Below are 26,601 nucleotides of genomic sequence, written 5' to 3' on the forward strand. Positions count from 1 at the left end.
GGGTTGGGGGACGGCGCAGCTTGGGAAAACCTCAGAAGACTGGTCAGACCAGAAGACTTTCGACACCCCGCCGAGGGCGGGGCGCCGAGCGAGACTACGAGCCCCTGTGCGGCCTCGCGTCCGCACGGCGGCACCGAGAAAGGGTCCGGCCCGAGCATCCGTCGCGATGCCGGCCGGCCACCGGTGCCCTGCCGTGCCCGGATACGGAGCCCGGGGGCCTGACGGGAGATCTACCCGCATGCTCGATAACACCGATCCGCAGCAGTCTGCGGCAACGGAACAGAACGAATCCGCCGTCACCGGTGGCGAGGGCGCGTCCGCCGCGCCGCCGCGTCGCCGTCGCCGTGCGGTGTCCCGCCCGGCGGGCACCCCGCAGGGGGCGGCCGCCGAGGCCGCCGAGACGGTGATCCCGGCCGAGACGCCGGCCGCCGAGGCGCCCGCCGCCGTCGAGGCCGCGCCCGCCGAGGCCGAGCCGGCCGCCGAGAAGCCGGTCCGGGCCCGCCGGACCCGCAAGCGCGCCGAGGCCCCCGCCGGGGCGCCGGAGGCCACCCCGATCGTCGTCACCGAGGCGCCCGCCGCCGCCGAGGCCGCGCCCGCCGAGGCCGAGCCGGCCGCCGAGAAGCCCGCCAGGGCCCGCCGGGCCCGCAAGCGTGCCGAGGCGCCGGTCAGCACGCCCGCCGCCGCCGAGGAGCCCGCCGCCGCGCCCGCGGAGGCGCCCGCCGCCGTCGAGGCCGCGCCCGCCGAGGAGGCCCCGGCCGCGCCGGCCCGCCGCGCCCGCCGCCGCCGTGTGGTCGAGGCCGCGCCGGTCGTCGAGGAGACCCCGGTCGAGGAGCCGGCCGCCGAGGAGGAGAGCGCCGAGGAGGCGGCCGAGGCCGTCGCGCCCGAGCCGGCCGCCGCCCCGGAGCCCGCTCCGGCCCCCGTCGCCGCCGAGGCCGAGCCGCCGCAGCGGGTGCGCCGCCGCGCGGTCCGCCCGTCCACCGCGATCTTCCAGGCCCCGGTCTTCCAGGAGCCGGCCCCCTACACCGCCACGTCCGCCCAGCCCGGCCAGCCCGCCGCGCAGCCCGCCGCCGCGGCGGCTCCGGCCCAGGCCCAGGCCCAGGCGCCGGCCCCGGCCGTGCAGGCCTCCGCGGACGAGGACGAGTTCGAGTACAGCGGCGTCGGCCGTCGTCGTCGTACCCGCACCCAGGTGCGGGTCCAGACCCCGTCCCGCCGCAAGGCCGCCGCTTCGGCGGCCCAGGCCGTCCAGGCCGCCCCCGTCGTCGAGGAGCCGGTCAAGGCGCCCGCCGTCGAGGCCCCCGCCCCCGCCGAGGCCCCCGCCCCCGTCGAGGCGCCCGCCGCCACCGGCCCCGAGGTCGAGGGCGAGTGGGAGGAGGACGGCCGTCCGTCCCGCCGTCGCCGCCGGGGCGGCCGCCGCCGCCGTCGCGGTGAGGCCGAGGAGTTCGAGGCCGAGGCCGCCGAGGCCGAGCAGCCCGTGGAGGAGCCCGCCGCCGCCGCTGCCGACGACGAGGAGGAGGACGAGGACGACCTGTCCGCCGGCCTGGCCTCGTCCCGCCGCCGTCGCCGCCGTCGCCGCCGCAGCGGTGAGGCCGGCGCCACCGAGGCCGCCGAGACCACCGAGGACGGCGTCCGCACGGTCGTGAAGGTGCGCGAGCCGCGCCGCCGCTCCACCGAGCCGTCCTTCGACCCGGACGAGGTGCAGTCCATCAAGGGCTCCACCCGCCTGGAGGCCAAGAAGCAGCGCCGCCGTGAGGGCCGCGAGCTGGGCCGCCGCCGGGTGCCGATCATCACCGAGGCCGAGTTCCTGGCCCGCCGCGAGTCGGTCGAGCGCGTCATGGTGGTGCGCCAGAACGGCCAGCGCACCCAGATCGGCGTCCTCGAGGACGGCGTGCTGGTCGAGCACTACGTCAACAAGGAGCAGGCCACCTCGTACGTCGGCAACGTCTACCTGGGCAAGGTCCAGAACGTGCTGCCGTCGATGGAGGCCGCCTTCGTCGACATCGGCAAGGGCCGCAACGCGGTGCTGTACGCCGGTGAGGTCAACTTCGGCTCGCTGGGCGGCCACGGCGGCCCGCGCCGGATCGAGTCGGTGCTGAAGTCCGGCCAGTCCGTGCTGGTGCAGGTCTCCAAGGACCCGATCGGCCACAAGGGCGCCCGCCTGACCAGCCAGATCTCGCTGCCCGGCCGCTACCTGGTGTACGTGCCCGAGGGCTCGATGACCGGCATCTCCCGCAAGCTGCCGGAGAACGAGCGCGCCCGTCTGAAGCAGATCCTCAAGAAGATCGTCCCGGACGACGCGGGCGTCATCGTGCGCACCGCCGCCGAGGGCGCCTCCGAGGAGGAGCTGACCCGCGACGTCCAGCGCCTCCAGCAGCAGTGGGAGGACATCCAGAAGAAGGCCGCGACCGGCAACGCGCCCGCGCTGCTGTACGGCGAGCCGGACATGACCGTCCGGGTCGTCCGCGACATCTTCAACGAGGACTTCACCAAGGTCATCGTCTCCGGCACCGAGGCGTGGAACACCATCCACGACTACGTCTCCAACGTGGCCCCGGACCTCACCGAGCGGCTCCAGCGGTGGACCTCCGAGGTGGACGTGTTCGCCACCTACCGGATCGACGAGCAGCTGATGAAGGCGCTGGACCGCAAGGTCTGGCTGCCCAGCGGCGGTTCGCTGGTGATCGACCGCACCGAGGCGATGGTCGTCATCGACGTCAACACCGGCAAGTTCGTCGGCCAGGGCGGCAACCTCGAAGAGACCGTCACCCGGAACAACATCGAGGCGGCCGAGGAGATCGTGCGCCAGCTGCGGCTGCGCGACCTCGGCGGCATCATCGTCATCGACTTCATCGACATGGTGCTGGAGTCCAACCGCGACCTGGTGCTGCGCCGGCTGCTGGAGTGCCTGGGCCGGGACCGGACCAAGCACCAGGTGGCCGAGGTCACTTCGCTGGGCCTGGTGCAGATGACCCGCAAGCGGGTCGGCCAGGGCCTGCTGGAGTCCTTCTCCGAGCCGTGCGTGCACTGCAACGGCCGTGGCGTGATCGTCCACATGGAGCAGCCGAGCACCCACGTCCACGCTCCGGCGGCTCCGGCCGGCGAGGCGGGCGCGGGCAGTGGCAAGCGCCGTCGCCGGGGCAAGGGCGGGGCGGGCCAGGAGGAGCCGCACGCCGCCGAGGCGGTCGTGGAGGCCGCCGAGGACCTCGCCGAGGTGCTCGAGCGCGAGGAGATCGAGGGCCAGCTGGCGATCGAGGTGCCGGAGGCCGAGGTCGTCGCCGAGCCGCAGGCCGAGGCCGCCGAGGTCGCTGCCGAGGCGCCCGACCGCCCGAGCCTGGTCGAGATCCCGGCCGCCGCCGCGGCGCCCGCCGGCCGCACCCGCCGCCGCGCGGTGCGCAAGGCGACGGCTCCGGCGGGTGCGCCCGCCGAGGCCGAGATCGTGGTGCTCCAGGCCAGGGCCGACGCGGCGCTGCAGGCGGCCTTCGCGGCCGCCGAGACGCCGGCCGAGACCCCCGCGCCGGCTCCGGCCGAGGCGGAGGCCGGGACCCCCGGGCAGGCTCCCGCCGAGGCCGAGCCGGTCGCCGAGCCGGTGGCAGAGGCTCCCGTCGAGGCCGCTGCCGAGACCGAGGCTCCGGCCGAGGCCGCTGCCGAGGAGCCCGCCGAGGAGGCGCCGGCGCCGAAGAAGCGGGCCGCGCGCAAGACCGCCGCGAAGAAGACGGCCGCCAAGAAGACCACGGCGGCCGCCGCGAAGAAGACCACCGCCCGCAAGACCGCCACCAAGCGGACCAGCGCGGCGGCCAAGAAGGCCGCGGCCGCCGAGGGTGATTCGGCAGCCGAGTAGTGCCCGCGGACCGGGGGCGGGCGACCGCCCGCCCCCGGTCCCGTACGGTCCGGTTTGCCCCCGCGGCGGCCGGTCCGTATTCTTGACCCTCGGCGTGTCTACGCCTTGCTCCCGAGCACATCACCTCCCGGGCCCTCGTCAGAGATGCCGGGGAGAGGCCCCTGTGTCCGTACCCAGGTGGCTGGCATCAGGAGCTCCGACCGAGTTAGGAAAGTGGGTACCGCATGTACGCGATCGTTCGCGCAGGCGGCCGCCAGCACAAGGTCGCCGTCGGCGACGTGCTGGAGATCGACCGTATCGAGGCCAAGCCGGGTGACTCGGTGGAGCTCTCCACCATCCTGGTCGTCGACGGTGACGCTGTCACCTCCGACCCGTGGGTGCTGGCCGGCGTGAAGGCTCACGCCGAGGTGGTCGACCAGACCAAGGGCGACAAGATCGTCATCCTGCGCTACAAGAACAAGACCGGCTACCGTCGTCGCCAGGGTCACCGCCAGCAGCACACCGCTGTGCGGATCACGAGCATCGACTCCGTCAGCAAGTAAGGGGATAGCGAGATGGCACACAAGAAGGGCGCAAGCTCTACCCGTAACGGCCGTGACTCGAACGCCCAGCGCCTCGGCGTCAAGCGCTTCGGCGGTCAGACCGTGAACGCCGGCGAGATCATCGTCCGCCAGCGTGGCACCCACTTCCACCCGGGCGCCAACGTCGGCCGTGGTGGCGACGACACCCTGTTCGCGCTGACCGCCGGTGCCGTGCAGTTCGGTACCCGTCGCGGCCGCAAGGTCGTCAACATCGTGGCCGTCGAGGCCTGAGTCCGACAAGACTCACAATGAAGGGTGGGCCGGAATGATCCGGTCCACCCTTCTTGCTTTACAGCAGGTCAACACTTTCTTCGCACTGGAGGCACACCCATGACCACCTTCGTGGACCGCGTCGAGCTGTACGTCGCCGCGGGTAACGGGGGCCACGGCTGCGCCTCCGTGCACCGGGAGAAGTTCAAGCCGCTCGGGGGGCCGGACGGCGGCAACGGCGGGGAGGGCGGCAGCGTCATCCTCACCGTGGACGCCCAGGTGACGACGCTGCTGGAGTACCACCACTCGCCCAAGCGCAAGGCGACCAACGGCAAGCCGGGCGCGGGTGGCAACCGCACCGGCGCCGACGGCCAGGACCTCGTGCTGCCGGTGCCGGACGGCACCGTGGTGATGGACAGGCAGGGCAACGTGCTCGCCGACCTGGTCGGCCACGGCACCAGCTTCGTCGCCGCCGCCGGCGGCCGCGGCGGCCTGGGCAACGCGGCGCTGGCCTCGGCCCGCCGCAAGGCGCCCGGCTTCGCGCTGCTCGGCGAGCCCGGCGAGACCCGCGACATCGTCATGGAGCTCAAGTCCGTCGCCGACGTGGCCCTGGTGGGCTACCCGAGCGCGGGCAAGTCCTCGCTGATCTCGGTGCTCTCCGCGGCCAAGCCGAAGATCGCGGACTACCCGTTCACCACCCTGATCCCCAACCTGGGCGTGGTCACCGCCGGCGACACCGTCTACACCGTCGCCGACGTCCCCGGCCTGATCCCGGGCGCCAGCCAGGGCCGCGGCCTCGGCCTGGAGTTCCTGCGGCACGTCGAGCGCTGCTCGGTGCTGGTGCACGTGCTGGACTGCGCCACCCTGGAGCCCGGCCGCGACCCGCTGACCGACCTGGAGACCATCGAGGCCGAGCTGTCCGAGTACGGCGGCCTGGACGACCGGCCGCGCCTGGTCGCGCTCAACAAGGTCGACGTGCCGGACGGCCAGGACATCGCCGACCTCACGCGTGCCTCCCTGGAGGAGCGCGGCTACCGCGTCTTCGAGGTCTCCGCCGCCTCCCGCAAGGGCCTGCGCGAGCTCGGTTTCGCGATGGCGCAGATCGTCGCCGAGGCGCGGGCCGCCAAGCCGGTCGAGGAGTCGACCCGGATCGTGCTGCGGCCCAAGGCCGTGGACGACGAGGGCTTCACCATCACCGAGGAGGACGGCGCCTTCCGCATCCGCGGCACCAAGCCGGAGCGCTGGGTCCGCCAGACCGACTTCTCCAACGACGAGGCCGTCGGCTACCTCGCCGACCGGCTGGCCCGCCTCGGCGTCGAGGACAAGCTCTGGAAGGTCGGCGCCCACGAGGGCGACACCGTCATCATCGGCCCGGACGAGAACGCCGTCGTCTTCGACTGGGAGCCGACCATGGCTGCCGGCGCGGAGATGCTCGGCCGCCGTGGCGAGGACCACCGCTTCGAGAACCCGCGCCCGGCGGTCGACCGCCGCCGCGAGAAGCAGAAGGGCCGGGACGCGGCCGAGTCCGAGTTCCTCGCCTTCGAGGCGCTCTCCAGCGGCCGCCAGGCCGCCATCGAGGGCGACGACGACGAGGACTGACGAGCCTGAACGCCGCGGCCCCCGCCACCTTCCGAGGTGGCGGGGGCCGCGGCGTGTTTCCGGCGTGACGAAACGTTACTTCGACCAGGAGGCCTGGTACTTGGTCCGGTCGGCGTTGTCCGTGTAGGCGACCAGGGCGGCCGGCGCCTTGCCCGGGAGGCTCACGACGTCACAGCCCTTGACCTCCATGCCCTTGCCCGCGCCCTGGAACGTGGGGGCGGCGCACTTGGGGAGCGGCTTCGAGGAGTTCCCCGCGAAGGAGCCCTGCTTGCCCTCCTGGTCGAACACCAGGAACTTGGAGTTCGGCGCGCTGAACGAGAGCTTCTTGTCGCCGAGGTTCTTGATGTTGTAGCTGACGTACACGAGGGTGCGGCCCTCCAGGCCCGCGGTGCTGACGCCGGCGGCCTTGAGGTCCTCGATGGAACCCGTCTCGTAGCCGGTGACGGTGATCTCCAGCTTGTTGTTCATGTCGAACGTCTTGTCGATGTACTCGACGGTGGCCGGCTGGCCGACCTTGACCGCGGTGGCGGCCTTCGGCAGGCCGGCGGCGCCGCCGCCACCGGCAGCCGCGCCACCCGCGGCGGCGCCACCCGCGGCGGCACCACCCGCGGCGCCGGTCGCACCCGCGGACGGAGCGGTGGTCGCCCCGCCGGCGGCACCGGCCGCACCGCCCGCAGCGGCAGGGGAGGTGGCCGTACCGCCGGCCCCGCCCGTGGCGGCACCGCCGGCGGTGGCCCCGCCGGCCGCCGCGGCACCGGCCGGCGTGGTGGCGGCCGCAGCGCCGCCGGCGGCGTCGGAGTTGTCCGGGCCGCAGGCGGCGAGCGAGAGTGCGGTGGCCGCCGCCAGGACGGCGACGGTGAGCTTCATGCTGTTCGAACGCATCTGTGCGCTAACTCCTGGGCACGCGCCCGCGAACCGTTCCCGGCCTGCCCATGCGGCGGTGCCCGATCCACGAATGATTGGAGACATGGGTACAGCGGGCAAGAAGCCGTCCCCCGATCTGGCTTTCGGTCAGGGACCATACCAGTCGGCCGGATTGCCGCACGCCCTGTGGCGAGGCCGTGACCGGGCCGGGTCCAGCCGGTGAAATGCCCTGCGGGCGGAGTGCGCCGATCGCGTAGATTGCGGATAACGGCAGGGCTCCGGCCCGTCGTACCCGCACCACACCGGAAGGGCGTACAGCGAGATGAGCGAGGACTCACTGCGGGAGGAGGTGCTGACCGCACGCCGGATCGTCGTCAAGGTCGGCTCCTCCTCACTCACCACGGCGGCCGGCGGCCTGGACGCCGACCGGGTCGACGCCCTGGTCGACGCCCTCGCCAAGATCCGCAGCCGCCCGGACGCCCCCGAGGTGGTGCTGGTCTCCTCCGGCGCCATCGCCGCCGGCCTCGCCCCGCTCGGCCTCGACAAGCGGCCCAAGGACCTCGCCCGCCAGCAGGCCGCCGCCAGCGTCGGCCAGGGCCTGCTGGTCGCCCGGTACACCGCCTCTTTCGCCCGGTACGGCATCCGCGTCGGCCAGGTGCTGCTCACCGCCGAGGACGCCAGCCGCCGCGCCCACTACCGCAACGCCTACCGGACGCTCGACCAGCTGCTGGCGATGGGCGCCATGCCGATCGTCAACGAGAACGACACCGTCGCCACCGCCGAAATCAAGTTCGGGGACAACGACCGGCTGGCCGCCCTGGTCGCCCACCTCGTCCGGGCCGACCTGCTGGTGCTGCTCTCCGACGTGGACGGCCTCTACGACGGCGACCCGAGCCGCCCCGGCACCAGCCGGATCTGCGAGGTGACCGGCCCGCACGACCTGGACGGCATCGAGATCGGCAGCGCGGGCAAGGCCGGTGTCGGCACCGGCGGCATGGTCACCAAGGTCGAGGCGGCCCGGATCGCCACCGGCGCGGGCATCCCCGTGGTGCTCACCGCCGCCAGCCAGGCCGCCGACGCACTGGCCGGCCGGCCCACCGGCACGCTGTTCCTGCGTACCGGCAGCCGCTCCTCCGACCGGCTGCTCTGGCTGGCCCACGCCAGCAGCCCGCGCGGCTCCCTGCACCTGGACGACGGCGCGGTCGAGGCGGTCGTCTCCGGGGGCGCCTCGCTGCTGCCGGCCGGGGTCACCAAGGTCGACGGCGAGTTCGCCGCGGGCGATCCGGTGGACCTTCTTGCCGAAAACGGCCACATCGTGGCGCGCGGACTGGTCAACTTTGATGCGAGGGAGTTGCCCCGCCTGCTCGGCCGGTCCACCCGCGACCTGGCCCAGGAGTTCGGCGCCGCGTACGAGCGGGAGGTCGTCCACCGCGACGACCTGGTCGTCCTTCGCGGCTGACCGGGCCGCGGGCGGCACGGGCGGCTCCGCACGGGGTGCACGCCAGGCCGCTGGCGAGGAGGGGCTCAGCCGTACGCGCCGGGCCGGGGCCGGCGGGTACGACGACACGACATCGCCGAACAGGAGGCCGCCGGTGGAACGCAGGCGCGAGGCAGCGCTGACCGGAGGAACGGCGGGCCGGCGGCTGACCAGAATCGACGGCGGACGCGGGAGCGACGACGCCGCCGAGCCGGCCGGCCCGCCACCGCACGGGCCCGGCGCGGTACGCGGCGCCCGGCCGGACCGGCGGGGAGAGACCGAGCCGCCCACCGTGCCCGAGCAGGCCCGGCTCTGGCACGTGGTGCTGAGCGTCTCCGGGCAGGTCACCCCGCTCTCCGAGCTGCGGGCCGGGCTGGAGCGGCTGGCGCACGACCACTCGTTCTTCCTGACCGCCCGCTACGCTGCCGACCACGCAGAGATCCGCTACTGGGAGCAGGCCCGCGACCTCCACGACGCGGCGGCGATAGCCCTGCGGCTGTGGGGCGAGCACAAGGCGACGGCGAAGCTGCCGCCGTGGGAGATCGTCGGCCTGGAGGTGGTCGACCGGGCGACGTACCACAAGCGGGTCGCCGAGGGCTTCGGCGATCCGCCACCGCACCTCGGCGGCGTCCACCCGTACTGACCTACGGGACCCCGACCCGCCGGCCCGTCCGGCCTCCGTCTCACCGGGCGAAATGCCCGGAGGGCGGCGGTTGCGGAGTCGCTACCCTTGGCGCATGACCAGCGACCTCGCCACCGCCGACAGCCCCGTCCTCGCCGTAGCGCGCCGAGCGCGGGAGGCCGCAGCCGCGCTCGCCCCGCTGCCGCGCCGGGCGAAGGACGCCGCGCTGCTGGCGGTCGCGGACGCCCTGGTGGCCCGCAGCGCCGAGATCACCGCGGCCAACGCCGAGGACGTCGCGCGGGCCCGCGAGGCCGGCACCGCCGAGTCGGTGATCGACCGGCTGACCCTCACCGACGAGCGGATCGCCGCGATCGCCTCCGACGTCCGCGACGTGGCCGGCCTGCCCGACCCGGTCGGCGAGGTGGTCCGCGGCTACACGCTGCCCAACGGCCTGGACGTCCGGCAGGTCCGGGTGCCGCTCGGCGTCGTCGGCATCATCTACGAGGCCCGCCCGAACGTCACCGTGGACGCCGCCGCCCTCTGCCTGAAGTCCGGCAACGCGGTGCTGCTGCGCGGCTCGGCCTCCGCGTACCGCTCCAACACCGCGCTGATCACCGTGCTGCGCGACGCCGTGGCCTCGGCCGGCCTGCCCGCCGACGCGATCCAGCTCGTCCCCGGCGAGAGCCGGGACTCCGTGCAGGAGCTGATGCGCGCCCGCGGGCTGGTGGACGTGCTGATCCCGCGCGGCGGCGCCTCGCTGATCCGCACCGTGGTCGAGGGCTCGACCGTCCCCGTGATCGAGACCGGCACCGGCAACTGCCACGTCTACGTGGACGCGCAGGCCGACCCGGCGATGGCCGTCGGCATCCTGCTGAACTCCAAGGCCCAGCGGGTCAGCGTCTGCAACTCCGCCGAGACCCTGCTGGTCCACCAGGACATCGCCGACACCTTCCTGCCGCTCGCGCTCGCCGCGCTGGCCGGGGCCGGGGTGACGGTGCACGGCGACGACGCGGTGCTCAAGGCCGCCGAGGGCTCGCCCGCCACCGTGGTGCCGGCCACCGAGGAGGACTGGGAGACGGAGTACCTCTCCTACGACCTCGCCGCCGCCGTGGTGCCCTCGCTGGACGCCGCCGTCGCGCACATCCGCCGCTGGTCCTCGGGCCACACCGAGGCGATCGTCACCACCTCGCAGGCCGCCGCCCGCCGCTTCACCCAGCTGGTCGACGCCACCACGGTGGCCGTCAACGCCTCGACCCGGTTCACCGACGGCGGTGAGTTCGGCTTCGGCGCCGAGATCGGCATCTCCACCCAGAAGCTGCACGCCCGCGGCCCCATGGGACTGCCCGAGCTGACCAGCACCAAGTACATCGTCACTGGTGACGGCCATGTCCGGGGCGAGGCGACGCAGACCGTGGGCGGCGCGGCCGACGCCGGCTGAGCCCCTTCGCGACGGGCTCCGTCACACGTGTGACGGACCAACTGCGAGGAGCCACAGACAAAACGCCCGCCCGGTAATACGCTGAATCCGTGGCTGAGGATGTGGGGGGCTTGCCGTACCCCGACGGCGCCGACCACGGTGGCGCGGACGACGAGTTCGCCACCGTGGTCTTCGATGAGGCCTTCGTCCGCTCCGCCGCCGTGCACGAGCCGACGGCCAAGGAGCGGCAGCTCGCCGCCGCCGAGGCCCGGTTCGAGCCGGACACGGCGACAGCGGGCTGGGGCTATGACGTCCCGGTCGGTGACGGGCTCCCGCTGGAGCTGCGCCCGTACCCGAGCGGGCTCGACGACGACCGCCTCTACCCCGACCCGTGGTCGGGCCCCGGCCGGGCGGCCGGGCGCCGGACCCGCCGGTGGGGCCGGGCGGGCGGCTACGATCCGGTGCGGGCGCCGAGCGGGCGCTACGTCGCCCAGCAGCGCTGGCACCGGCCGGTGGCCTGGGTGCTCGCCGTGATCATGGGCGTGAGCCTGGTCGCGGTGGCGGTCGCGGCGGTCTACCAGGGCGTGGGCGGGGCCGGCAGCGGTACGCCCCGGCGGCCCGAGTCCGGCAGCAGCAGCGTGGGGGCCGACCCGGCGTCCTCGCCGGCCGAGCCGTCGCTCGTGGTCACCGCTCCGGCGGGCTGATCTCTGCGGGTGGTGCGCCCCGGGGCGGGCGGTCGCGGACCGTCCCCGGGAATGTGCGCGGGGACCCTCGTGGCGGGGTGCGGATGCGTCTTACCCTGGTGTCATGGGTGACCCGCGAGAGCCTCCGGAGGGTGCGCCCGACGGTGGTTCCGGAAACGAGGACGAGTACCGGTCCGTCGTGTTCGACGAATCGTTCGTCCGGGCTGCCCGCATCCAGGAGCTGTCCGCCCGGGAGCGGCTGGCCGGGTCCTTCGGCCGGGCCACCCGCCCGCGCGTGCGGCTCGGGCCGCTGGGCACCGTGCCGCGGCAGGCGCTCGCGCTGCTGTTGCTGATCCTGGTCGCCTTCTCCGCCGCCGTGTACTTCGGCATCAGTGCGCCGAACCGGCAGTCCGCGCGTCCCGAGGGCAGCCAACTGACCGTCAGTCTGGTGGCGTTGAGTCCGGCTTCGACGGTCCGGCCGGTCGCCGACCCGGCAAGTCCGTTCGCCGGGCTCCCGGCCGGCTACGGCGACGGCGCGCTCGGTCTCGGGACGCCCACGGGGGCGGCCACCGAGCACTTCAGCAGGGTCGAGGTGACCAAGGCGCTCGACACCGTGCAGCGCTACCTGGTCGCCTCCTCGCTGGCGCCGGTGGCGCTGGTCCAGGGGGCCACCGCCGACGTGCGGGTCTTCGTCACACCCGGCGAGCAGGCCCAGTTCGACACCAGTGTGGCCCGGCCGGTCGACGACCGGCACCACGCGCTGACCGGCTGGGTGGTCCGCTTCGACCCGGCGCAGGTCGCGCTGGCGGCCGACACCGTGAAGGTGGCGGGCGCGATGCGGATCGACGAGGCGGACAGCGGGACGCTGCAGATCACCACCGACCACACCTTCGTCTACGCGCTGAAGCCGGCCGGGGCGCCGAGCGGCGCACCGGTGACGCTGGAGACCGTGCGGCGGCAGCTGACCTTCCAGTTCGACCGGATCGACCTGGCCTCCGCCCAGCTGCGGCTGGTGGACTCGGTGCTGCAGGCCGGACCGGTGCCGTGCACCGGCTCGCTGGCGGCCTTCGTCCAGCCGGTGCTGGCCGGGCCGGACGGCACCCCGGCGCCCAGCCCGACGGCGATCGACCCGGGCAACCACGCCCGGCCGGCCTGGCAGGTCTGCGGCGTGCTGGCGGGCGGCTGAGCGGTCCCGTTCCGCGCCCGGACGCGCCGACGGCCCCCGGCGGGGAGCCGGGAGCCGTCGGGCGGAGCGGCGTCAGCCCTGGTCGCGGCCGTCCTGCCCGTCGCGGGGCGCGGAGTTGGTGCCGCGCGCGGCGCCGGCGAAGGTGTCGCGGAGCTTGCCGCCGACCGTGGCCGCGCCGCCGGCGACGTCGCGGATCAGGCCCATCAGCGGGTCCTTGCTCTCCTTCACCGAGCTGCTGTAGTGGTCGGCGGCGGCCTTCCACTGCTCGCCGACCGAGGTGTCGGCGTCGTCGGTGCGGCGCGGGTAGGCACCGGCCAGGATCGAGCGGTACTCCTCGCTCTCCGCCCACTTCTTCAGCTTGGCGACCCGCACCACGGCGAACGGGTGGCTCTGCGGCAGCACCTGGAGCAGCTTGAGCACGCCGTCGCGCAGGTCCCCGGCCTTCTCGTACTCCTCGGCCTGCTCCAGGAAGGCGTCGACGTTCATCTCGGCCAGGTTGTGGCCGCCGGCCAGCTTCATCAGGGCCCGCATGGACGCCTGGAGGTCCTGTCCGGCGAGCAGCCCGGCACGGTCGCTGGAGAGCTCGGCCTTGCGGAACCACTCCTTGAGCGCGGTGACGATCGCCATGATCGCCAGGTTGCCGAGCGGCACCCAGGCGATCCTCGCGGCGATGTTGGTGAGGATCAGCAGCATCGTCCGGTAGACCGCGTGGCCGGACATCGCGTGGCCGACCTCGTGGCCGATGACGGAGCGCAGCTCCTCCTCGTCCAGCAGCTCCACCAGGCCGCTGGTGACCACGATGATCGGGGTGTCGATCCCGATGCAGTACGCGTTGACCGTCGGGTCCTGGCTGACGTAGAGGTCCGGGACCTTCTCGAGGTCCAGCACGTAGGCGGCGTCGCGCACCATCTCGTGCAGCTCGGGGAACTGCCGCTCGGACGTCTTCACGGCGGTGGCCAGGAACATCAGCCGGATCGCGCGCTCGGAGACCAGGCCGGCGAGCCTCTTCAGCACGTCGTCGAAGCCGGTCAGCTTGCGCAGCGCGACCAGGGCGGAGCGGTCCGCCGGGTGCTCCCAGGCCCTGGTGGAGATCTCCGGGAAGCGCTGGCGGCGCCGGCTGGGGGTCTTCGCGGTGATGTCGGTCATTGGTGTGAGTACCTCCTGGTCGAACGGCGGCCCCGGCTGCTGGCCGGCCCCCGCTGGTCTTCGCCTGCAACGACTGTCTGTGCAACGTCCGTGGTTGCGTACTCGTCCCCGCGCTCACCCTACGTGGCACGGAACGCGGCCCGGAGCGGCCCCAGCCGCGCCGCGGACGCGGCGGGCCGGGGTGGGCCTGAGGGGGCGGTGGGCGGCGCGGGTGTGAGGCCGGTTTACCCTGAATGCCCTGGAGAGCCGAGACCAGACCTGGCCGCGGTACCGAGCAGTCCGAGGAGCCCGCAGATGTCCACCGACGCCCTTGTCAGCCTGGCCGGCCCGATCTCCACGGAGAACGGCCCGGGGCTCTTCCTGCGGGTCATCGTGGTGGCCTCGTTCGTCGGTGTCGGCCTGCTGGCCTGGATCCTGCTGCGGGCCGGCCGCAACAACTGAGCACCCCACCGGGCATCCTCCCCGCGCTCCGCGCGCTCTCCGGGCGTCCGGCGCCCCGCCTCGCCGCCGGGGCCCGGCTCACACCGGATCAGACGCGGTGGGCCGCCGAGCGGTTGCCTTGCAGGCCCCCGTACGATGACGGGTGGGCCCTCACCGGCCCGCACACCCCCTGGTCCGTCATCCGAGCCGAGAAGGTCCGCCGACCATGAGCACTGCCGCCGCACTTCCCGTCCTGAACCTGCTCGCCTCCGAGGGCGAGGGGGGCAACCACGAGAGCCTCAACCCGTATCTGACGGGTGGCGCCGCGCTGTTCATCCTGCTGCTGCTGCTCTACGTGACCACCCGCTTCAACCGGGACCGCTGAGCCGCGCTCCGGGACCGCCCGGCCTCGTTCCGGGGCCGCGGGCCCTCGCTTTCGGGGCCGCGGGCCCTCGATTCGGGTCCGCTCGGGGAGCGTCCGGCAGGTGTGCCGGCCGCTCCCTCACGCATCTCCAGGGCGCTCGCACCCGGGCGTTCCCGCACCGTAACGGGCGTCGCGTATGGTGTGACGCCATGGGAGAGCAGGCCGGGAATCCCGGCGGACCGGCACCGGTGAAGAAGCGCCTCGGCGTGATGGGCGGCACCTTCGACCCGATCCACCACGGGCACCTGGTCGCCGCCAGTGAGGTGGCGAGCGCGTTCCACCTGGACGAGGTGATCTTCGTTCCGACCGGGCAGCCGTGGCAGAAGACCGACCGGCACGTCACCCCGGCCGAGGACCGCTACCTGATGACGGTCATCGCCACCGCGGAGAACCCGCAGTTCTCGGTCAGCCGGATCGACATCGACCGCGAGGGCCCGACGTACACCGTCGACACCCTGCGCGACCTGCGCGCCATGCACCCGGACGCCGACCTGTTCTTCATCACCGGTGCCGACGCGCTCGCCCAGATCCTCTCCTGGCGGGACTCGGAGGAGCTTTTCTCGCTCGCCCACTTCATCGGCTGCACCCGGCCGGGGCACACTCTTTCGGACGCCGGGCTTCCGGTGGGCGGGGTCTCCCTGGTGGAGGTCCCGGCGCTGGCCATCTCCTCCACGGACTGCCGCAACCGGGTCGCCAAGGGCGAGCCGGTCTGGTACCTCGTCCCGGACGGCGTGGTCCGCTACATCGACAAGCGGGCGCTCTACGCGCCGCACGGGACCTGATCCCCGGAGGGGCCGACCGATGAGCGATCGCAGGGGACCGCAGGACGACTGGTCCACCGGGCAGCACCCGCAGCACGGGCAGCAGTACGGGCAGCCGGTGCAGGGTGGCGGTTACGAGCAGCAGCACGGGCAGCAGTACGACCAGTACGACCAGTACGGGCAGCCGGTGCAGCAGCCGTACGGGCAGGACCAGTACGGGCAGCCGGTGCAGCAGCCGTACGGGCAGGACCAGTACGCGTCCTACCCGGGGCAGGGCCAGGACCAGTACCAGCAGGCCTACCAGCCGTACGAGCAGCCGGTGCAGGGTGGCGGTTACGAGCAGCAGCACGGGCAGCAGTACGACCAGTACGACCAGTACGCGCAGCCGGTGCAGCAGCCGTACGGGCAGGACCCGTACGCGTCCTACCCGGGGCAGGGCCAGGACCAGTACCAGCAGGCCTACCAGCCGTACGAGCAGCCGCAGCAGTACGCGACCGGGCCGATGCCGGTGGTCACCGAGCCGGAGCCCGGGCCCGCAGCCGCGGCTCCCACGGCCGTCCCGGCGGCGGCCCCGGTGCCGCCGCGTCCGCGCACGCCCCGCCCGGCCGCGGCCGAGCCGCCCGCCCGGCCCGAGCCGCCGTCCGAGCAGGTCGGCGGGAGCCGCGCGGCCAGGGCCGCCGGCGCCGGCAAGGCGCCCAAGGACGACTACCCCACCGGCGAGTTCACCTTCGTCGACGAGGAGGCGGAGGAGTCCGAGGACGTCATCGACTGGCTGAAGTTCGCCGAATCACGCAGCGAGGTGCGCGCCGAGCGCCGCCGCAAGCTGCGCAACCGGCTGGTCGGCGTGGGCGTCGTGCTGGCGCTCGCGGCGGCCGGCACCGGCGGCTACCTCTGGTTCACCGGCGCGGACAAGCAGAGCGCGGCCACGGCGGCCGGCCCCCGCCAGGTCAACGTGGTGCACCTGCGCGACCTGCAGGGCAAGGTCTCCAGCGCGCTGCTGGTCAACGACTCCGCCGGGCACAAGGGCACCGTGCTGCTGCTGCCCGACACCCTGCGGCTGCCCGGCCCCAGCGACCCGCCGGTCACCACCGTCGGCCAGGCCATGGACAGCATCGGCCCGTCCGCCACCCGCGACGGCCTCACCACCGTGCTCGGCGCCCCCGTGGCCGGCACCTGGCGGCTGGACACCCCGTACCTGGAACTGCTGGTCGCCCAGCTCGGCGGCGTCCGGGTGGACACCAACGCCGAGACCCACGAGGGCGGCAAGCCCGACGGCAAGCTGCTCTCCGCCGCCGGCAAGAACACCCTGCTCAGCGGAAAGGCGGCGGTCGCCTACGCCACCCTCCAGGCGGCCGGCGAGAACCGGGACGCCCAGCTGGCCCGGTTCGGCCAGGTGATGGACGCCGTGGTGCGCAGCATGCCCACCGATTTCAAGGACGCCAAGGACGACGTGCACCGGATGAACGCGGTGCTGGACCCGTCCCTGCCGGAGGACGCCCTGGCCGGGGTGCTGGGCCAGCTCGCCCAGCAGGCCAAGGACGGCCACCTCGCCACCACCGTGCTGACCGTCAAGCCGGACGGCTCCCTGGACGACGCCACCGCCGGCAAGCAGGTCAAGGACGTCCTCGGCAGCACGGTGAAGTCCGCCGTCACCGGCGACGCCCCGGCCCGGGTCGCCATCCAGGACGCCACCGGCAACGACCAGGCGGCGGCCGCCGCACAGGTCCAGGTGGTCAACGCGGGCCTCACCTTCATCCCCGGCGGGGCGAAGACCGCGCCGCAGGCGGCCAGTGAGATCCGCTACACCGACGACGCCCGGCAGGCCGCGGCGAAGTCGCTGGCGATCAGCCTCAACCTGCCGGAGACGGCGGCCAAGAAGGTCACCGACGCGCAGAACGCCGACCTGGTGGTCGTCCTCGGCAAGGACTACCAGCCGCCGAAGGCCCAGTAGCGCGGCCCGGCCCGGCACGGCGGGCCCGGGCGGCCCCGGAAAACGGTTCCGGGGCCGCCCGGGCGGCGTGAGATCCTGGAAGGCGATGCCCGGCCGCGTGCCGGGCTCGCCCCCCAAGCAGCCGAGCCGGAAGAACACCGTGACCGCCACCGAGCACAGCCAGAACCTCATCACCGTCGCCGCCCAGGCGGCGGCCGACAAGCTGGCGCACAACATCATCGCGTTCGACGTCAGCGAGGTGCTGTCGATCACCGACGCCTTCCTGATCGCCTCCGCGAACAACGACCGCCAGGTCAAGTCGATCGCCGAGGAGATCGAGGACCAGCTGCGCGAGCAGCTGGACATCAAGCCGGTGCGCCGCGAGGGCGAGCGCGAGGGCCGCTGGATCCTGCTCGACTACCTGGACATCGTGGTGCACGTCCAGCACTCCGAGGAGCGCTCCTTCTACTCCCTGGACCGTCTCTGGAAGGACTGCCCCGAGCTGCCGCTGCCGGCCGACGCGCTCGCCTCGCGCAACCGCCCCGACGCGGACACCGACGCCGCCGGCAACGCCCTCTCCCCGGTCGAGGCCGCCCCCGCGGACAACTTCGGCGCCGAGGACTACACCGCCGAGGACAACAGCTGAGCCGGGACGCGCGGGGCCCGCGTATCGTCTTCTGGCGGCACGGCCAGACCTCCTGGAACCTCGAATCGCGTTTCCAGGGCACCACGGACATCGAGCTGACCGGCCAGGGCGTCCTGCAGGCCCAGCGGGCGGCCCGGCTGCTCTCCGGCCTGCGCCCCGACCTGCTGATCTCCTCCGACCTCCAGCGCGCCCGGCGCACAGCCGACGAGCTGGCGGAGGTCACCGGCCTGGACGTGCAGCACCACGAGGGGCTGCGCGAGACCTACGCCGGTTCCTGGCAGGGGCTCACCAACGCCGAGATCCGCGAGCGCTTCCCCGAGGAGTACGAGGCCTGGGCGCAGGGCGAGCCGGTCCGCCGCGGCGGGGGCGAGCTCTCCACCGAGGTCGCCGACCGCTCGGTGCCGGTGGTGCTCGAAGCGGTCGGGAAGCTGCCGGAGAACGGCACCCTGGTGGTGGTCAGCCACGGCGGCACCATCCGCACCATGCTCGGGCGGCTGCTCGGCCTGGAGCCGGCGCTCTGGGAGTGCTTCGGCGGCCTGTCCAACTGCTGCTGGTCCGTGCTGGGCCGGGGCGCGCGCGGCTGGCGCCTGCTGGAGCACAACGCGGGCACCCTGCCGCAGCCGGTCATCGGCGACGACACCTGAGAGACGCCGGAGCGGTGCCTGCGGGGGCGGATTTCGCAGTTCCGGGCCTGACCAGTTAGAGTCTTCCTCGTTCGCACGGAGGGAACGCGGCCCGGAAAAAGGGAAGCGGGAAATCCGGTGAGTGCGGGGCTGTAGCTCAGTTGGTAGAGCGCTTGCATGGCATGCAAGAGGTCCGGGGTTCAATTCCCCGTAGCTCCACTCCGCACCTGCGGTCCGCGAGGACCGTGCGTGTCGCGGGGCTGTAGCTCAGTTGGTAGAGCGCTTGCATGGCATGCAAGAGGTCCGGGGTTCAATTCCCCGTAGCTCCACAGACAGCGGGAAGGCCGCCACCCACCGGGTGGCGGCCTTCGGCGTTTCCGGGCGCCGGGATCGGCCATCTGCGGGCAGCGGGGCCACCGGCCGCGGCGGATCTCCAGGCCGCGGGGAGCACCGACTGCGGCGGATCACCGGACGTGGCGGAGGACCGGCTTCGGCGGAGCGCCGGCCGTGCGGGACTGCCGGCCGCGTCGGACCGCCCGCCGTGCCCGCCGGTGCTCAGGCGCGGCAGCTGTGCTTCCAGCCGCCGCGCGGCAGGGCGGCGAGCCGCTCGATCCGCTCCCGGTCCTCCGGGCCCTCCGGCAGGTAGACCACGATGTACGTCTCGGGCACCCCCGGCATCGTCAGGTACGAGGCGTTCAGCCGCAGCACCCCGACCTCCGGATGCCGGAACACCCGCAGCCAGGTCGCCGGCGGCGCCACCTCCTGCCGGTCCCACAGCTCCCGGAACAGCTCGCTGCCCGCATAGAGCTGCTGCACGTGCTCCTCCCACACCGGCTCGCCGACGTGCTTGCCGTACGCGGAGCGCAGCACCGCGACCATCCGGGGCAGCGCCTCGTCCCGGTTCAGGAAGGGGTTGCAGCACGGATCCGAGAAGAGCGTGCACCAGATGCTGTTGAACGTGCCGTTGGGGGTGACGCTCCGGTCGGTGCCGAACAGCGACTCGTACCCCCGGTTGTACATCAGTACGTCGAACCGGGCGTTGGAGACCGCCGCCGGCAGCGGCGCGAGCGCGTCCAGGATGACCTGGGTGGACGGTTCGAGGACCGGCGGGTCGGACGGCGAGCGGGGAACGGCGGCCACCCCGGCCAGCCGGAACAGGTGCTCCCGCTCCGTCGCGTCCAGCCGCAGCGCCCGGGCCACCGCCAGCAGCACCTGCTCACTGGCGTTGATCGGCCGCCCCTGCTCCAGCCACGTGTACCAGGTGACCCCCACCCCGGCGAGCTGCGCGACCTCCTCGCGGCGCAGCCCCGGCGTCCGGCGGCGCAGGCCGGGCGGCAGGCCGACGTCCTCGGGCGTGACCCGGGCCCGGCAGGCCTTCAGGAACCGGGCCAGTTCCGTTCGGCGGCGGTCCTGCCGGCGCGGCTCGACGGCGGTGACGGTGTGGTCGTCCAGAACGGTCATACCCGCCATCGTGCCGCAGACCGCGCCGCGCAGACAGGTGCTGCCAGTACCAGGATCAGCAGGCTCTAACCACCAGTACCCGCCGGGCCCCACGCTGGAGTCATGACGGACCTTCAGATCCGGCCCCGCGTGGCCGGCGGCACCACCCCCGGCCCGGCCACCCGGCCCGGGATGCTCCTCGCCCTCGTCCTCTGCGGCCAGTTCATGGCCGTCCTCGACGTTTCCATCGTCAACGTGGCCGTCCCGACCATCCGCACCGACCTGCACGCCTCCGGCGCCGCGCTCCAACTGGTCATCGCCGGCTACACCATCGCGTACGCCGTGCTGCTCATCACCGGCGCCCGGCTCGGCGCCCGTTACGGCTACAGCCGGCTGTTCCAGCTCGGCCTGGCCGCCTTCACCGCCGCCTCGCTCGCCTGCGGCCTCGCCCCGGCCACCGGGTGGCTGATCGGCTTCCGCCTGCTCCAGGGCGCCGGCTCGGCCCTGATGGTGCCCCAGGTGATGAGCCTGCTCCAGCGGACCTTCACCGGCGCCGCCCGCACCCGGGTGCTCGGCCTCTACTCGGCGGTCCTGGCCGTGGGCATGGCGCTCGGCCAGGTGCTCGGCGGGGTGCTGGTCAGCGCCGACCTGTTCGGCACGGGCTGGCGCCCGGTGTTCCTGGTCAACGTGCCGATCGGGCTGGCCCTGCTGGCGGTCGGAGCCCGGCTGCTGCCGAGCATGCCGGGCGACCGCGACCGCGGCTTCGACCTCCCCGGCCTGGTGGTGCTCGGCGCGGCCCTCGGGCTGCTGGTGGTGCCGCTGGTGCTCGGCCACGAACTGGGCTGGCCGGTCTGGGGCTGGGTGATGCTCGCCGGCAGCGCCGCCCTGTTCGCCCTGTTCGTGGTGGTCGAGCGGCGGATCGCCCGGCGCGGTGGCCAGCCGCTGATCTCCGGCCGGGTCCTGCGGGCACCCGGGCTGCGCCCGGCGGCCGGCGGCCTATTCGTGATCATGGCGGCCTTCGCGGGTTTCCTGTTCGCCTTCGCCCTCCACCAGCAGGCCGGGCTCGGCCACAGCGCGTTGCGGGCCGGGCTCTGCTCGGCGCCGGTCGCGGTCGGGTTCGGGGTGTCCAGCCTGCGCTGGCAGCGGCTGCCCGCCCGGCTGCACGGCGTGCTGCCGGTGCTCGCCACCGTCCTGCTCGCGCCCGGCTACCTGCTGCTCGGCGTCCTGCTCGGCGACGGCGCGGAGATCGGCGCGGTGGCGCTGCTGGAGATGACCGTGCTCGGGCTGGTCGCGGGCTGCGCGTACGCGCCGTTGTTCGCCCGGGCGCTGGGCGGCGTCGCCCCGGCGGACGCGGCGGACGCCAGCGGCGTGATGGTGACGGTCATCCAGCTCGGCCAGGTGGTCGGGGTGGCGGTGCTCGGCTCGGTCTTCCTCGGCGGGGCCGACCTCCCGGCACCGGCCCGCGACTCGGGGCACGCGCTGCTGGTGACCACCGGCGTGATCGCGGTGGCCGTCGCGGCCGCGGCGGTCTTCGCCGCCCGCACCCGGCGGTCGGCCGGGTAGGGCGTGCGGCGGTGCCCGCGGATCCGCCGGCCGGCCTGCCCGCGTGCCCGGCGGCGGACGCGCCCCGTACCTGTCCGTCGGGCCTTCGAGTGGTACGTCCGGGCGGTGCGGAACCTCCCGGACGTACGTCCGGTCAATGGATTCGTGGAGCACCCCTTCGACCGTGTAAAGTAGTCGATGTCGCCGAGGGAAACGGAAGAAAACCTCCGGTGACAACGCAGGTCAAGGGGCTGTAGCTCAGTTGGTAGAGCGCTTGCATGGCATGCAAGAGGTCCGGGGTTCAATTCCCCGTAGCTCCACAGGAATCGAAGGCCGCCTCCCGTTTCGGGGGGCGGCCTTCGGCGTTCCCGGGGGTTCTCCGGGGATCGCGATGGGTCGGCGGTGGGCCGGGGTCCACGGGGCTTCCGGCGGCGGCCGGTTTTCGTGAACGCCTCGGCGGCCGGCCCCGGGGGACCGCTACCGTCGTGCCATGGCCGATCTGGAGCGCAGGCGCAACGAGGAGTTGGCGCGGATACTCCACCAGCTGGGCTGGAACCCGGAGCGGCTCGCCCGGGAGGTGAACCTCACCCTGCCTCCCGGCCTGGCCATCAGTTCCACCGCCCCGTACAAGTGGCGCGACCGCGGCATGGTCCCGCGCAGCCCGCACGACCAGACCGTCTGCGAGGTGCTCGGCCGCGCCCTCGGCATCGCCGTCACCTACGAACAGCTCTGGGGCCGGATGGGCGGCAACCGGGGCGCCAAGATCCTCTCGCCGCACCTGCTCACCGACCCGTGGACCGCCGACACCGCCCAGACCGCGCTGCGTGAGGCGGCCACCGACGCCGGCCCGGTCCGCCTCACCGACCTCTTCCGCGGCGCGGACCTCGACCAGGCCGCCCGGCGGCTGACCACCCCGCCGCCACCGGTCGGCGGCGGTGAGGGCGCGCTGCGGATCGACCCCGGTCTGGTGGGCGACCTCGGGCTCTCCCACCGGAGCAAGCAGCGGCTGGAGCGCGCCTGCGGCGGCGGGCTGGTGCTCGGCCCGGCCCGGGCCGAGCTGGCCATGGTCGCCAAACTGCTGGAACTCGGCGGGTACGACGAACGCCTCGGCCGCGCCCTGTACGGGACGGCCGCCCGGTTCGCCCGGCTGGCCGGCTGGGCCGCGTACGACCTCGGGCACGAGGCGGCCGCCCAGCGGGCGTTCGTCGCCGCGCTGCGGGCCGCGCACCTCAGCGGGGACCTCCGGCTCGGGGTGGGCGTGGTCGGCTGCCTGGTGGTGCTGGCCACCCAGAGCACGGGCGGGCGCGGGCTGGACGCGCGGGGGCTGGACGCCGTCGGCGCGCTCGCCGGGGCGCTGAAGGCGGCCGGGGACGCGCTGGGCCCGGCCGACCGGGCGTTGCAACTCGGCCGGATCGCCCGGGCGCACGGGCGGCGGGGCGAGCCGGCGGAGGCGCGGGCGGCGGCCGAGCTCGCGTTCGCGGAGCTGGACGGGCGGGTGGGCGCGGGGCCGGGCGGGCAGGACTTCGCTGGGCCGGGCGGGCGGATGTCCGTGGGGCCGGGCGGGCAGGACTTCGCTGGGCCGGGCGGGCGGACGGGGGGTTCGGACGGGGGCGCGGTCGTGGGTCCGGCCGAGGGCACCGGGGCCGCCTCGATGGCGGCCGACGGGTACGGGCAGGTGCGGGCGGATCTCGCGGGCATGGTGGGGGAGGGGTACCTCTTCCTCGGCGACCACCGGCGCGCCCAGGCCCTGCTCACCGAGGCGGTGGCCGGCCTCGGTGACGGCCGGGCCCGGGCCCGGGCGCTGTTGATGGTCCGACTGGCCGACTCCCAGCGCCGCACCGGCCGCCACCGGGAGGCCGCCGCCACCGCCGACCGGGCCCGCGCGCTCGCCGCCGGCATGCAGTCCGAGCGGGTCGCCCGGGCGCTGCGCGACTTCGACGCGGCCTCCCGTGCGGGATTGCCGGGAGAGGCCTGATGCCCTTGCGGTACCCTGAGCCCATGCGAACTGTGCGCCTGCTCCTTAGCCGGCCGCGCTGACCAGGACCGGCCCCGTTCACGGGCGGTTGCCGGAGTCGGCGTGGCATCCCCTCCTGCGAGGGGCTTTTTTGTTTTCCACCGCCTTTTCCGCAAGCGCCGCACCGGCACGGCCGTCCGCGGCCGGTCACCCGTCCGGTCACCGGCCGCGGTTCGCCAACTGACATCGATGGAGCCTGAAGGACCATGAGCGAGACGACCCCTGCTTCCGGCGCGGCCGAGGCCGCAACCGAGCCGTTCCGGTACAGCGCCACCCTGGCGGCGGAGATCGAGTCCCGCTGGCAGGACATCTGGGAGAAGGAAGGGACGTTCCACGCCCCCAACCCGGCCGGCGACCTGGCCGACCCGGCCGCCGGTGACGTCGCCGCGAAGCCGCACAGCTTCATCATGGACATGTTCCCGTACCCCTCGGGTGCGGGTCTGCACGTCGGCCACCCCCTGGGCTACATCGCCACCGACGTCTACGCCCGGTACCAGCGGATGACCGGCCACAACGTGCTGCACACGCTGGGCTACGACGCCTTCGGCCTGCCCGCCGAGCAGTACGCGGTGCAGACCGGCACGCACCCGCGGGTCTCCACCGAGGCCAACATCGCCAACATGCGCCAGCAGCTGCGCCGGCTGGGCCTGGGCCACGACCCGCGCCGCTCGATCTCCACGATCGACCCGGAGTACTACCGCTGGACCCAGTGGATCTTCCTGCAGATCTTCAACTCCTGGTACGACCAGGAGGCCGGCAAGGCCCGCCCGATCGCCGAACTGATCGCGCAGTTCGAGGCCGGCACCCGTGAGGTGCCGGGCGGCCGCGACTGGACGGAGCTGTCCGCCGCCGAGCGTGACGAACTGCTGGGCGAGTACCGGCTGGCGTACTCCAAGGAGGTGCCGGTCAACTGGTGCCCCGGGCTGGGCACCGTGCTGGCCAACGAGGAGGTCACCGCGGACGGCCGCTCCGAGCGCGGCAACTTCCCCGTGTTCAAGTCGAACCTGCGCCAGTGGATGATGCGGATCACCGCCTACTCGGACCGGCTGATCTCCGACCTGGACCTGCTGGACTGGCCCGAGGCCATCAAGCTGCAGCAGCGCAACTGGATCGGCCGCTCCGAGGGCGCCCGGGTCGACTTCGCCGTGGACGGTGAGAAGATCACCGTCTTCACCACCCGCCCCGACACCCTGTTCGGCGCCACCTACATGGTGCTGGCCCCCGAGCACGGCCTGGTCGACGCGATCGTCCCGGCCGCCTGGCCCGCCGGCACCCGCGACGAGTGGACCGGCGGTGCGGCCACCCCCGCCGAGGCCGTCGCCGCCTACCGCGCCGCGGCCGCCGCCAAGTCCGACGTCGAGCGCCAGGTCGACGCCAAGGTCAAGACCGGCGTCTTCACCGGTGCGTACGCGGTGAACCCGGTCAGCGGCGAACCCGTCCCGGTCTTCATCGCCGACTACGTGCTGATGGGCTACGGCACCGGCGCCATCATGGCCGTCCCCGCCCACGACCACCGCGACTTCGCGTTCGCCCGCGCCTTCGAGCTGCCGATGCGCTGCGTCGTCCGGCCGACCGACGGCCGCGGCGACGACCCCGCGCAGTGGGACGACGCGTTCGACACCTACGACTCCGTCATCGTCAACTCGGCGCACGACGAGGGCACTTCGGACGGCGTCTCGCTGGACGGCCTGAGCGTGGTCGACGCCAAGGCCGCCGTCACCGCCTGGCTGGCCGAGCGCGGCATCGGCGAGGGCACCGTCAACTACCGCCTGCGCGACTGGCTGTTCAGCCGTCAGCGGTACTGGGGCGAGCCCTTCCCGATCGTCTACGACGAGGACGGCGTCATGCACGCGCTGCCCGAGTCGATGCTGCCCGTCGAGGTCCCCGAGGTCGACGACTACTCGCCGCACACCTACGACCCGTACGACTCCACCTCCTCGCCGAAGACCCCGCTGTCGCGCAACGAGGCCTGGGTCACCGTCGAGCTGGACCTGGGCGACGGACCGAAGACCTACCGCCGCGAGACCAACACCATGCCCAACTGGGCCGGTTCGTGCTGGTACGAGCTGCGCTACGTCGACCCGACCAACGGCTCGCGCGTCGTCGACCCCGCCAACGAGCAGTACTGGCTGGGCCCGACCGAGCAGAAGCCGGCCGGCGGCGTCGACCTGTACGTCGGCGGTGCCGAGCACGCCGTACTGCACCTGCTGTACGCCCGCTTCTGGCACAAGGTGCTGCACGACCTGGGCCACGTCTCCTCGGTCGAGCCGTTCCACAAGCTGTTCAACCAGGGCATGATCACCGCGGACGTCTACCGCGACGAGCGCGGCTTCCCGGTGCCCGCCGCCGAGGTCGAGGAGCGCGACGGCGCGTACTTCTGGCAGGGCGAGCCGGTCAAGCGCGAGGCCGGCAAGATGGGCAAGTCCCTGAAGAACGCCGTCGCCCCCGACGAGATCGCCGACGAGTACGGCGCCGACACGCTGCGCCTGTACGAGATGTCGATGGGCCCGCTGGACGTCTCCCGCCCCTGGGACACCCGCGCGGTCGTCGGCTCGTACCGCTTCCTGCAGCGGCTGTGGCGCAACATCGTCTCCGAGGCCACCGGCGAGCTGGTCGTCACCGACGAGGAGCCGGACGAGGCGACGCTGCGCGCGCTGCACAAGGCCATCGACGGCATCCGCGGCGACATGGCCGGGCTGCGCTTCAACACGGCCGTGGCCAAGACGATCGAGCTGAACAACTTCCTGGTGAAGCGCGGTTCCACGCCGCGCTCGGTGGCCGACCAGCTGGTCCTGATCGTCGCCCCGCTGGCCCCGCACGTCGCCGAGGAGCTGTGGCGCCGTCTGGGCCACGCCGAGTCGCTGGCGCACACCGACTACCCGGTCGCCGACCCGGCGTACGTGGTGGACGAGGCGGTGACCTGCGTCGTGCAGATCAAGGGCAAGGTCAAGGCCCGGCTGGAGGTCGCGCCGTCGATCTCCGACGCCGACCTGGAGGCGCTGGCCCTGGCCGACCCGGCCGTCGTCGCGGCGATCGGGGACGCGCCGGTGCGCAAGGTGATCGCGCGGGCGCCGAAGCTGGTGAACATCGTCACCGGCTGACGGTTTGCTGCTGGGTGGGCGGGCGTCCTTCGGGGCGCCCGCCCGTTCGTTTGGGGCTGCTGGGGGCTGCTGGGGGCTGC

Annotated in this window: 21 protein-coding genes and 3 tRNA genes; 21 read left to right on the plus strand and 3 right to left on the minus strand. The window is 73.8% G+C overall.

All coding sequences use genetic code 11. The features are described 5' to 3' along the window. Positions 1-106: 106 nt before the first annotated feature. The 4 genes from ACZ5WK_RS20130 to obgE all read left to right on the plus strand — a co-directional run bounded on the left by ACZ5WK_RS20130 (position 107) and on the right by obgE (position 6,225). Complete coding sequence (locus ACZ5WK_RS20130) at positions 107-3,835, plus strand: Rne/Rng family ribonuclease (RefSeq protein ID WP_465548725.1); 3,729 nt, start codon at positions 107-109, stop codon at positions 3,833-3,835. 224 nt (positions 3,836-4,059) lie between these two features. Continuing rightward, positions 4,060-4,377 (plus strand): 50S ribosomal protein L21, encoded by a 318-nt coding sequence (gene rplU / locus ACZ5WK_RS20135; RefSeq protein ID WP_045696828.1) that lies wholly within the window; start codon positions 4,060-4,062, stop codon positions 4,375-4,377. A 12-nt stretch (positions 4,378-4,389) separates the two neighbouring features. Further along, positions 4,390-4,647 carry a 50S ribosomal protein L27 gene (gene rpmA, locus ACZ5WK_RS20140; protein ID WP_148645173.1) on the plus strand — a complete coding sequence of 86 codons (258 nt, stop codon included), beginning with the start codon at positions 4,390-4,392 and terminating at the stop codon, positions 4,645-4,647. Positions 4,648-4,746: 99 nt separating this feature from the next. Continuing rightward, positions 4,747-6,225 carry a GTPase ObgE gene (gene obgE, locus ACZ5WK_RS20145; protein WP_465548726.1) on the plus strand — a complete coding sequence of 493 codons (1,479 nt, stop codon included), beginning with the start codon at positions 4,747-4,749 and terminating at the stop codon, positions 6,223-6,225. 75 nt (positions 6,226-6,300) lie between these two features. On the opposite strand, the gene ACZ5WK_RS20150 is transcribed toward obgE, so the two are convergent. Beyond that, on the minus strand, positions 6,301-7,107 hold the full coding sequence (locus ACZ5WK_RS20150; RefSeq protein WP_465548727.1) for a hypothetical protein: 807 nt from the start codon (positions 7,105-7,107) through the stop codon (positions 6,301-6,303). 304 nt (positions 7,108-7,411) lie between these two features. On the opposite strand from ACZ5WK_RS20150, the gene proB reads away from it, so the two are divergent. The 5 genes from proB (at position 7,412) to ACZ5WK_RS20175 (ending at position 12,474) form a co-directional block, all read left to right on the plus strand. Then, complete coding sequence (gene proB, locus ACZ5WK_RS20155; RefSeq protein ID WP_465548728.1) at positions 7,412-8,548, plus strand: glutamate 5-kinase; 1,137 nt, start codon at positions 7,412-7,414, stop codon at positions 8,546-8,548. Positions 8,549-8,681: 133 nt separating this feature from the next. Next, positions 8,682-9,209: a hypothetical protein gene (locus ACZ5WK_RS20160; RefSeq protein WP_465548729.1), complete on the plus strand. Its 528-nt coding sequence runs from the start codon at positions 8,682-8,684 to the stop codon at positions 9,207-9,209. A gap of 94 nt (positions 9,210-9,303) precedes the next feature. Then, positions 9,304-10,626, plus strand: coding sequence for a glutamate-5-semialdehyde dehydrogenase (locus ACZ5WK_RS20165; protein WP_465548730.1), 1,323 nt, complete (start codon positions 9,304-9,306; stop codon positions 10,624-10,626). A gap of 89 nt (positions 10,627-10,715) precedes the next feature. Continuing rightward, positions 10,716-11,309, plus strand: coding sequence for an SCO2584 family spore wall biosynthesis protein (locus ACZ5WK_RS20170; protein ID WP_465548731.1), 594 nt, complete (start codon positions 10,716-10,718; stop codon positions 11,307-11,309). A gap of 103 nt (positions 11,310-11,412) precedes the next feature. After that, positions 11,413-12,474: an SCO2583 family membrane protein gene (locus ACZ5WK_RS20175; protein WP_465548732.1), complete on the plus strand. Its 1,062-nt coding sequence runs from the start codon at positions 11,413-11,415 to the stop codon at positions 12,472-12,474. A gap of 72 nt (positions 12,475-12,546) precedes the next feature. On the opposite strand, the gene ACZ5WK_RS20180 is transcribed toward ACZ5WK_RS20175, so the two are convergent. Further along, complete coding sequence (locus ACZ5WK_RS20180) at positions 12,547-13,620, minus strand: M48 family metallopeptidase (protein WP_465548733.1); 1,074 nt, start codon at positions 13,618-13,620, stop codon at positions 12,547-12,549. 294 nt (positions 13,621-13,914) lie between these two features. On the opposite strand from ACZ5WK_RS20180, the gene ACZ5WK_RS20185 reads away from it, so the two are divergent. The 8 genes from ACZ5WK_RS20185 (at position 13,915) to ACZ5WK_RS20220 (ending at position 18,753) form a co-directional block, all read left to right on the plus strand. Beyond that, the gene (locus ACZ5WK_RS20185) at positions 13,915-14,061 is read left to right on the plus strand and encodes a hypothetical protein (protein ID WP_396323191.1); all 147 of its coding nucleotides are present in this window, start codon (positions 13,915-13,917) and stop codon (positions 14,059-14,061) included. 205 nt (positions 14,062-14,266) lie between these two features. After that, the gene (locus ACZ5WK_RS20190; protein WP_396323192.1) at positions 14,267-14,425 is read left to right on the plus strand and encodes a hypothetical protein; all 159 of its coding nucleotides are present in this window, start codon (positions 14,267-14,269) and stop codon (positions 14,423-14,425) included. 188 nt (positions 14,426-14,613) lie between these two features. Continuing rightward, on the plus strand, positions 14,614-15,246 hold the full coding sequence (gene nadD / locus ACZ5WK_RS20195; RefSeq protein WP_465548734.1) for a nicotinate-nucleotide adenylyltransferase: 633 nt from the start codon (positions 14,614-14,616) through the stop codon (positions 15,244-15,246). 19 nt (positions 15,247-15,265) lie between these two features. Then, a complete protein-coding gene (locus ACZ5WK_RS20200; protein WP_465548735.1) occupies positions 15,266-17,176 on the plus strand; it encodes an LCP family protein in 1,911 nt (636 codons plus the stop codon). Between the two features lie 139 nt (positions 17,177-17,315). Beyond that, a complete protein-coding gene (rsfS, locus tag ACZ5WK_RS20205) occupies positions 17,316-17,801 on the plus strand; it encodes a ribosome silencing factor (RefSeq protein WP_465548805.1) in 486 nt (161 codons plus the stop codon). Beyond that, positions 17,798-18,445, plus strand: coding sequence for a histidine phosphatase family protein (locus ACZ5WK_RS20210; RefSeq protein WP_465548806.1), 648 nt, complete (start codon positions 17,798-17,800; stop codon positions 18,443-18,445). Before rsfS ends, ACZ5WK_RS20210 begins: the two co-directional genes overlap by 4 nt. A gap of 125 nt (positions 18,446-18,570) precedes the next feature. After that, positions 18,571-18,643: transfer RNA gene (locus tag ACZ5WK_RS20215), tRNA-Ala, on the plus strand. Positions 18,644-18,680: 37 nt separating this feature from the next. Next, positions 18,681-18,753: transfer RNA gene (locus ACZ5WK_RS20220), tRNA-Ala, on the plus strand. A gap of 226 nt (positions 18,754-18,979) precedes the next feature. On the opposite strand, the gene ACZ5WK_RS20225 is transcribed toward ACZ5WK_RS20220, so the two are convergent. Continuing rightward, on the minus strand, positions 18,980-19,885 hold the full coding sequence (locus ACZ5WK_RS20225) for a helix-turn-helix transcriptional regulator (protein ID WP_465548736.1): 906 nt from the start codon (positions 19,883-19,885) through the stop codon (positions 18,980-18,982). A gap of 102 nt (positions 19,886-19,987) precedes the next feature. Between ACZ5WK_RS20225 and ACZ5WK_RS20230 the strand changes: the two genes are divergently transcribed. From ACZ5WK_RS20230 to leuS, 4 genes are all read left to right on the plus strand, one after another. Beyond that, positions 19,988-21,427, plus strand: coding sequence for an MFS transporter (locus ACZ5WK_RS20230; RefSeq protein ID WP_465548737.1), 1,440 nt, complete (start codon positions 19,988-19,990; stop codon positions 21,425-21,427). Between the two features lie 226 nt (positions 21,428-21,653). Then, a tRNA-Ala gene (locus ACZ5WK_RS20235) sits at positions 21,654-21,726 on the plus strand. A 170-nt stretch (positions 21,727-21,896) separates the two neighbouring features. Further along, positions 21,897-23,381, plus strand: a complete 1,485-nt coding sequence (locus ACZ5WK_RS20240) for a hypothetical protein (RefSeq protein ID WP_465548738.1) — start codon at positions 21,897-21,899, stop codon at positions 23,379-23,381. A 245-nt stretch (positions 23,382-23,626) separates the two neighbouring features. Beyond that, positions 23,627-26,521 (plus strand): leucine--tRNA ligase, encoded by a 2,895-nt coding sequence (gene leuS / locus ACZ5WK_RS20245; RefSeq protein ID WP_465548739.1) that lies wholly within the window; start codon positions 23,627-23,629, stop codon positions 26,519-26,521. Positions 26,522-26,601 lie beyond the last annotated feature (80 nt).

The organism is Kitasatospora sp. NPDC032757, from assembly GCF_055579305.1.